This window comes from Pseudaestuariivita rosea (genome assembly GCF_017592335.1).
GTDB lineage: Bacteria > Pseudomonadota > Alphaproteobacteria > Rhodobacterales > Rhodobacteraceae > Parasulfitobacter > Parasulfitobacter rosea.
In genome coordinates, this window is the sequence record NZ_JACNMP010000039.1 from 1 (window position 1) to 8,564 (window position 8,564).

The window sequence follows — 8,564 nt, forward strand, 5'->3', positions numbered from 1 at the left end:
GCCAAGTCACGCTTCATGCGATTGCTGACGGCCCAACCGATCACACGTCGGGAATGCAGATCAAAGAGCACGGCCAAATACAGCCAACCCTCCCGCGTCCAGACATAACTGCCAACACGGCGGTGGCCCACATCCAAACCGATCTCCTTAAGCTCTTCGATCATTCTTGGCCGACCATAGCTGCCCAGGCTGAGACGCGACTGTTCTTTGATGTGTGCAAGCGTCACCATATCAGACCGCTTTCTGCGACTGGCCGGGCGGGTTCGGAAGGCCCGCAATCCGCGCGTGCTGACACCGACAGCGTGGCATAAGTGCTTGGCCGGAAAACTGTCACGGTGTTCTTCGATGAACCTGAACCTCATAGCTTTAGGCCCGCGAAGACCTGGGTGGCCTTCCACCGGGAAAACGCCCCACCGAGGCCTTTTCTGATCCGGTTTCAATTTAAAATCGCCCTCTCCTCCTTGAGCATACGGTTCTCTCGCCGCAGCCGTTCATTCTTACGCGCAAAGTCGAGGTCCTTGTCAGACACAAAATCACTGTCACGATGCGCCGTCACCCACTTGTTCAGCGTCGACAGGCCAACGCCCAAATCAGAAGCCACCTGTTTGCGCGTCGGCCCGCTCGTCAATGCAATGCGCACCGCATCTTGGCGGAATTCACCCGCCCGCTTCTGTCCCATAATCCGTCTCCTTTGCTGCAATAAATGCTATCAAAGGAGCGGCATCAAAACAGGAAAGGTCCAGTCTCAGAAATTAGGTGATCCGACATCATTGGTGCATACGCGGCAAATGGCTGTTTGTCCCGCATATAAGACATCGATCGCCTCATTCTGAAGATCGGCTTTTGAACGCAGAACTGGAAAACGTCCTCTACGCAGAGTCTCATAAATTAAAAATACTAAGTTGTTGATTTTGAACACACCGCAGTCTCGACATTAGAGAACTCCGGCAAAGGATGTCGGAGCTCGTTAATAATGGGACGCAGCTGGACAGACCGGTTATAGCTGAACTCCGTATCACCAGAACGGAGCACCTTTCGCACAGTGTTACGCGACAATTGGAATGCGCGCCTGATCTTTCCAATCGTCTCCACGACCAACATCCCCAATCTGCTGCCCAATACCTTTGAGAAGCATCTGAACTGATTTGTCAGAGGGGACACTTTTGCACGCCGATCAGCCTGTCGCACATGGTGTCCTTGGCATTCTAAGTGAAAATCCAGCCTTCATTGCCGAAGAGCGGGAGACGACGAACGCGTCAATGTGGCTTTCAAGCCCTTTCAGGACATGGAAAATCAATGTCCGACGCGCTTTGCCGTTGGATCTCAGAAGCCTTTTTTTCAACCAATTCAACAATATGTTCGATCATTTGATCGTTGGTCATTTTGTGGCTTTGCTTACCGGCAAGATAGACCATGCCAGATCCGGCCCCACCGCCAGTAAAACCGACGTCCGTCATCAAAGCTTCGCCCGGGCCGTTCACGACGCATCCTATGATACTCAGGCTCATGGGAGTTTTTATGTGCTCAAGGCGTTTTTCGAGTTCGGCGACGGTCTTGATGACATCAAAGCCTTGCCTGGCACAGCTTGGACAACTGATGATATTCACCCCGCGATGCCGCAATCCCAACGACTTGAGGATTTCATAACCAACCTTGACCTCTTCAATTGGATCGGCTGACAGGCTGACGCGGATGGTGTCGCCAATGCCCATCCAAAGCAAGTTGCCCAGACCGATCGCCGACTTGATGGTACCGCTGACCAGACCGCCGGCTTCGGTGATACCCAAATGAATTGGAGCATCTGTTGCCTCAGCGATCCCTTGATAAGCCGCAGCGGCCAAAAAGACATCGGACGCTTTTACACTGATCTTGAATTCATGGAAGTCATTGTCTTGCAGGATTTTGATATGATCTAACCCGCTTTCGACCATCGCATCAGGGCAAGGTTCACCATATTTTTCAAGAAGATGCTTTTCCAGGCTGCCGGCATTGACACCGATGCGGATTGAACATCCATGATCCTTGGCCGCTTTGATAACCTCTTTCACACGGGCTTCGTCGCCGATGTTACCGGGGTTTATGCGAAGACATGCGGCACCCGCTTCTGCCGCCTCAATGGCGCGTTTATAGTGAAAATGAATGTCGGCCACGATCGGCACCGGACTTTCAGCGACGATCTGTTTCAAGGCATGCGTGCTGTCTTGATCCGGCGTCGAGACACGCACGATATCGGCGCCCGCCTCTGTTGCAGCCTGTACCTGTGCAACAGTCGCGTGGACATCTGTTGTGTCGGTGTTCGTCATCGTCTGAACCGAGATCGGGGCATCACCACCAATCGCAACATTTCCAACATGAATTTGTCTGGATTTACGACGATAAATATTACGCCACGGTCGAATATGGTTCAGTGACATTTGCCCTACTCTCAGCTTAGCCTGATGATGAGATAGACATATTTCAACCAAGGGACAACTGAGTGCGACAGTTTATTCGGTGGTTGGGTTTGCCTCGGCGACATTAATTAGACTAAAAAGTACTTGATCCTTGACGGGATCCGCAGGCTGATAGTCGTTCATAAGGCTCTCGGGCGATAAAACGACATCCCTAACAGTCGACGATCCACGACCTGCGGGACCATATGGTTGACCGTTAATTTTAAAGTACAGTGCCCCCGAATTTCCGGCGCGAAGGGTTGGTGGCGTTTCCATTGTAGGCACTACGTATTCTTCACCACGGTTCAGCGTTTTCTCGAATATAACGCTTCCATTGGCGGCGCGAACACGCACCCAACTGTCTTCAACTGCGAAAAGGACAACATCGGGGACGGCTGTGTCGACGACCTGAATGGGCGTAGGTTCAGGCAGGCGGTCCAGCAGGGGTATATTGGCGTCGCCCGCTGTTTGGCTTTGTGAAAAAGCACCGACCGAGGCTGGATCAATGCTGGCAATCGGAGCATCACGGGGTATCAAAACAGGGGTATCAAGCGCTTGCGGACGGTACAGACGATCCAGCGCGTCTGATGATGGTTGTACAATACCAGTCAGTTCTGTGTCCGTCAGTCCTGCCCCTGCAGATGACCCGATGGTGTCGACGCTGCTTAAAACTTCTGGTGTTTGTTCGACTGGCGCAAACTGCACTTTCTGAACCTGCTGCAAGATTGACCATGCGCCGTAACCAATACCGCCGACAAGTGCGAGAAGAACAAAGGTCGACCCTATGGCCCCGGTTTCAATTCTTGACAGAAAACCGTCGCCTGTCGGTGCGAAAACCGAGTTGGGATCATCGAATGGATCAAGTGCAGGGCCAGCGATGATGCTGTTGCCATCTGACTTGCGTGACGATGCAACCTCAATACCGTGGGCCGACTTGAAGCCGCTTTCTTCGCAGAACGATTCAAAGGCCCATTCCGGATCAAGATCGAGATATCGCGCATAAGACCGGACATATCCGGCAATAAATCCCTGGCTTTCAAAGGATTCAGGATCGGCGTTTTCGATGGCGTCGATATAGACGGCTTTGATTTTCAATTCGCGCTGGACATCCAGCAGCGATTTTCCAAGCGTTGCGCGTTCCCCTCGCATAACATCGCCAAGTCGAAGTTTGTAATCGTCAAAACCTTTTGGCCTAACGCACTCATCTTCTTGAACAAGGGGCGGTGTTTTTCGCCCGATCATACAATCTGCCCCGTTTGTTTACGATACGACAAGCCCTTTTCTATGATTCGCCGTATGCCATCCCCGTTTACATATCGCTAACATACACCAGAAAGCCGCGCATCCAAAGAGCGTTATCAACCCGTTAATTCAGCACGATTTAGCGCACATTGTGACCAAAGTGCGTCTAATGCGCTGATAAGTTGGTTAATTTCGTCCGGACCGTGAACAGGCGATGGGGTAAAACGCAGCCTTTCGGTGCCGCGGGGCACGGTCGGAAAATTGATCGGCTGAACGTAAATGCCATGATCTTCCAGCAACCGATCTGACAGCATCTTACACTTCACGGGATTGCCCACATGAACCGGAACGATATGACTGCCATGATCGATCAAAGGCAGCCCCAGACCTTTCAATCGCATCTTTAGCGTCTTGGCCTGCGTCTGATGTGCCTCACGCAATTGCGAGCTGCGCTTCAGCACCTCGACCGATTTGGCAGCACCGGCGGCGATGGCGGGTGGCAACGATGTCGTAAAGATGAAGCCCGGCGCATAAGACCGGATCGCATCGGCCATTTTCGCGCTGGTTGCGATATACCCGCCCATCACGCCATAGGCCTTGGCCAGCGTGCCGTTGATGATATCGACGCGATGCATCAGACGGTCCCGTTCGGCAACCCCTGCCCCGCGCGGGCCATACATGCCAACGGCGTGCACTTCATCGATATAGGTCAGGGCGCCGAATTCATCTGCCAGATCGCAGATCGCTTCAATCGGACCAAAATCGCCGTCCATGGAATAGACGGACTCAAAGGCGATCAGTTTTGGTGCATCAGAGGGCAACTCGCTAAGCAGCTGCCGCAGATGGTCCGTGTCGTTATGCCGGAAAACGCGCTTGGCCCCGCCGTTGCGCCGAATGCCCTCGATCATGCTGGCGTGGTTCAGTTCGTCGCTTAGGATCACAAGGCCGGGAAACAGCTTGGGCAGCGTCGACAAGGTCGCGTCATTTGCAACATAGGCAGAGGTGAACATCAAAGCGGCCTCTTTCCCGTGCAGATCGGCCAGTTCAGCTTCAAGCCGTTTGTGATAAACAGTCGTGCCGCTGATATTGCGCGTGCCACCCGACCCGGCGCCGGTCGCATCAAGGGCTTCATGCATGGCCGCCAGAACTTCGGGGTTTTGGCCCATACCCAGATAATCATTGCCACACCAGACTGTTATGGGGCGTTCTTCCCCATTTGGATGACGCCAGATTGCATGGGGAAACTGGCCCTGACGGCGTTCGATGTCGATAAACGTACGATAGCGGCCTTCGTCATGCAGCGTGTTCAGGGCGTGGTCCAGATGGGTGGTGTAGTCCAACGTCTTTTCTCCAACTCTTTCGTCGCTGCATATAGTCCGATCATCGCGATTTCGCGGTGTTACAAATTGCCGCCCGCTTTTTCAACCGGTCCAGCGATGCCGACCCACGCGTTCTTAATCAGGTCCAGGCCCAGAACACGATCTGGGTTTGTGGGCGCTGGCATCACCACGTCGTGCAGTTTGGTAAATCCAAAACGACCGTAGTAAGGATGATCACCCACCAATAGCATGCGGTGCCAGCCTGTGCGGCGCGCACGGTCGATGGTTTCACGGATCAGCAGCCCGCCCAGCCCTTCGCCCTGTCGGGTGGGGTGTACCGCAATCGGCCCTGTCAAAAGCGCAAGCTGCCCGGCAACCATAACTGGCCAGACACGAATGGCCCCCGCCAAGATGCCGTCCCCGTCCCGCGCCACCAGTGACAGATCCGTGATCGGATCAACGCCATCGCGCAACCTGTAGGATGACAACGCGGTACGGCCAGGCGCAAAGCACAGATCGTAAAGTGCCTCGACCTCCCACCAGTCGTCCTGTTTTTCCGGATGCAGCTGAAACACCCCCGCCCCTCTTTTTTGGCTGGAAACGCCAGTAACACGCAGGTACGCCTTGGGCAAACCTGATCAGGAGTATCAATGTTCTATCGACCACAAGACGGACACGGCCTGCCCCACAGCCCGTTCAACGCCATTGTCTCACCCCGCCCGATCGCCTGGATTTCGACGCGGGGCAGTGACGGGTCCGAAAATCTGGCGCCCTATTCGTTTTTTAACGCCGTCGCCTATGTGCCGCCCCAGATCATGTTTGCATCGACCTCGGCCAAGCCCGATCGCGACAATACCAAAGACACAGTTGCCAATATTCAGGATACGGGCGTGTTTTGTGTCAATACGGTCGAATACGCCATGCGCGATGTCATGAACCAGACGTCTGGGCCGTGGGACAAGGACACCGATGAATTCGAACTGGCGACCGTTCCGCGGGCGGCCTGTGAACAGATCGCCTGTTCCCGCGTGGCCGATGCGCCGGCCAGTCTGGAATGCCAGATGACCCAGATTGTCAAACTGCCGGGCGAGGCGAATTACGTTGTCTTTGGCGAAGTTGTCGGCATACATATTCGCGACGATTGCCTGAAAGATGGGATTTTCGACGTGACACGGTATCAGCCACTGGCCCGGCTTGGTTACAAGGATTACACGCGCGTGACCGAAGTTTTCAGCCTGAACCGGCCAGAGGGATAGACGAAAATGCAAAAGACAAAAATCGGTATTATCGGCGGATCGGGCGTTTATGATCTGGATGAACTTCAGCAGGCCGAATGGCTCAGTGTCGATACGCCCTGGGGCGCGCCGTCAGATCAGATCCTGACCGGTGTGCTGGATGGGGTCGATATGGCGTTTCTGCCCCGCCATGGTCGCGGGCATGTGCATTCACCGACCACCGTGCCCTATCGTGCGAATATCGATGCGCTCAAGCGGATTGGGGTGACCGATATCATCTCGGTCTCGGCCTGTGGGTCCTTCCGCGAAGACATGGCGCCGGGGCATTTCGTGGTCGTGGATCAGTTCATCGACCGCACCATGGCACGGGAAAAATCGTTCTTTGGCAGTGGCTTCGTAGCCCATGTTAGTGTTGCGCACCCCACCTGTCCGCGCCTTGGCGATGCCTGCGAAACCGCCACGCGGGATGCTGGCGTAACCGTGCATCGCGGTGGTACATATCTGGCGATGGAGGGCCCGCAGTTTTCAACCCTGGCCGAATCCAGGATGTACCGTGAAAGTTGGGGCTGCGATGTGATCGGCATGACAAATATGCCCGAGGCAAAATTGGCGCGCGAGGCCGAGATTTGCTACGCCTCGGTTGCAATGATCACCGATTATGACAGTTGGCATCCCGATCATGGCGAGGTTGACGTGACCGAAATCATCAAGACGCTCATGGGCAATGCCGATAATGCCCGCGCTTTGGTCAAACGCCTGCCCGCGCTTCTGGGGCCGGATCGCGCCCCCTGCCCCCATGGGTGTGACCGCGCACTTGAATATGCTGTTCTGACGCAACCAGAACATCGTGACCCTGACATGGTCGCCAAACTGGACGCCGTCGCTGGTCGCATTCTGGGGGCTTGAATGCGATATATACTGATTGGCCTTGTCATGCTGTCACACATTGGAACCGTGCGGGCGCAGGAATATATCGAAAGCACCGGCAGGCTGACCGATGCTCAGTTCTATGACCTGATCAGCTGCGCGGCCCCGCCCGGTGCTGACTGTCAGAAACCTGTGGTCAAATGGCCCGCCCGAATGGCGCGCAGCCTGCGGGTCAGCATAACCCAGATTGATGACGGCTATCCCGATGCCGTTCAGGCCGATGCCCGCGCCGCCCTTAGACATGCGGTGCGTGAAATCAATGGCGTGAACTCTGGCGTTCAACTGCAATTGCTGCGCGACAATGCCGATACCGATGTTCATGTGTGGATGGTGGACATGCGCAGTGGTCAACCGGTCACAAACAGCGGTTATCCTGATATGGATGGCTTTATCGTTGATGGCGCGGGGTTTTATGTCTGGTGGGACGGACGCCTGCGGATTTATCGCAGTATAATTATACTGCCGACAACCATTCCCGAAAATCAGATGAAATCGCTTGTGCTGGAAGAAACGATCCAATCGCTTGGGCTAATGACCGATATTGATAATCCCAACTATAGCCGGTCGATCTTTTCACAGTACGGCCCGAATGACATCACGACGCTGAATGGTCAGGACCGAATGGTTCTGCTGCGCCATTACCCCAATGTCGTCCGATAGAGTTTAACAGACAAAGGCCGCGCCCCATGAAAACCGTCAAGGACTACATCCGTACGATCGCCGACTTCCCGCACGAAGGGATCATGTTTCGCGATGTCACAACGCTTTTTGCCGATCCCCGCGGCTTTCGTATGGCCATTGATCAGCTGCTGCATCCATATGCCGGCCAGCCGATTGACAAGGTCGTCGGGCTTGAGGCGCGCGGCTTTATCCTGGGCGGTGCGATTGCGCATCAGTTGACCGTGGGTTTCGTGCCGATCCGCAAGAAGGGCAAACTGCCGGGCACGACAATCAGCCAGGATTACAAGCTGGAATATGGCGAGGCGATCGTCGAAATCCACGATGACGCACTGCAGGCAGGCGAACGGGTGCTGGTCGTGGATGATCTGTTGGCCACGGGCGGCACGGCCGAGGCCGGGATCAAACTGATCGAAAGGCTGGGCGCGCAGATCGTTGGCTGCGCCTTTATCATTGATCTGCCCGATCTGGGCGGGCGGAAACTGTTAGAGGATCTGGGTATGGACGTGCACGCGCTTTGTGCCTTTGAGGGCGAATAAAGTATCGATAATTTGACGCACCGTTCCCGGGCTTAGGGTCTGATTAACTTTTGGCAGGCATTGTGAGCGGGCCTCCTAATACATTCACGCTCACAAATGCCTCACCTTTCTGGTGGGGCATTTGTTTTTGTGCAACCGCACCACAGTTAATCGCCTGCGGAAAATTTCGTGAAAGAGGCAATTGCACCCGGC

At 54.8% G+C, this 8,564-nt stretch carries 8 protein-coding genes and 1 pseudogene; 4 read left to right on the forward strand and 5 right to left on the reverse strand.

All coding sequences use genetic code 11. From position 1 onward, the window contains the following. The 5 genes and pseudogenes from H7848_RS17300 to H7848_RS17320 form a co-directional block, all read right to left on the reverse strand. Positions 1-679, reverse strand: a pseudogene (locus tag H7848_RS17300) (transposase); the annotation flags it as partial. Positions 680-1,268: 589 nt separating this feature from the next. Continuing rightward, positions 1,269-2,414, reverse strand: coding sequence for a flavodoxin-dependent (E)-4-hydroxy-3-methylbut-2-enyl-diphosphate synthase (ispG, locus tag H7848_RS17305; RefSeq protein WP_208354017.1), 1,146 nt, complete (start codon positions 2,412-2,414; stop codon positions 1,269-1,271). A 72-nt stretch (positions 2,415-2,486) separates the two neighbouring features. Then, on the reverse strand, positions 2,487-3,674 hold the full coding sequence (locus tag H7848_RS17310) for a helix-turn-helix domain-containing protein (RefSeq protein ID WP_208354018.1): 1,188 nt from the start codon (positions 3,672-3,674) through the stop codon (positions 2,487-2,489). A gap of 116 nt (positions 3,675-3,790) precedes the next feature. Continuing rightward, entirely contained in the window at positions 3,791-5,014 is a 1,224-nt protein-coding gene (gene hemA, locus H7848_RS17315) for a 5-aminolevulinate synthase (protein ID WP_208354020.1), read from the reverse strand. A gap of 59 nt (positions 5,015-5,073) precedes the next feature. After that, positions 5,074-5,568, reverse strand: coding sequence for a GNAT family N-acetyltransferase (locus tag H7848_RS17320; protein WP_208354021.1), 495 nt, complete (start codon positions 5,566-5,568; stop codon positions 5,074-5,076). 75 nt (positions 5,569-5,643) lie between these two features. Here H7848_RS17320 and H7848_RS17325 point away from each other — a divergent pair, with 75 nt between their 5' ends. From H7848_RS17325 to H7848_RS17340, 4 genes are read left to right on the forward strand one after another with little or no spacing between them, the layout of a single operon-like run. After that, a complete protein-coding gene (locus H7848_RS17325) occupies positions 5,644-6,249 on the forward strand; it encodes a flavin reductase family protein (protein WP_208354022.1) in 606 nt (201 codons plus the stop codon). 6 nt (positions 6,250-6,255) lie between these two features. Beyond that, entirely contained in the window at positions 6,256-7,134 is an 879-nt protein-coding gene (locus H7848_RS17330) for an S-methyl-5'-thioadenosine phosphorylase (protein ID WP_208354023.1), read from the forward strand. After that, complete coding sequence (locus H7848_RS17335) at positions 7,135-7,815, forward strand: DUF2927 domain-containing protein (protein WP_208354024.1); 681 nt, start codon at positions 7,135-7,137, stop codon at positions 7,813-7,815. It begins immediately after the preceding gene. 26 nt (positions 7,816-7,841) lie between these two features. Then, on the forward strand, positions 7,842-8,372 hold the full coding sequence (locus H7848_RS17340; RefSeq protein ID WP_208354026.1) for an adenine phosphoribosyltransferase: 531 nt from the start codon (positions 7,842-7,844) through the stop codon (positions 8,370-8,372). The last annotated feature ends 192 nt before the right edge of the window (positions 8,373-8,564 follow it).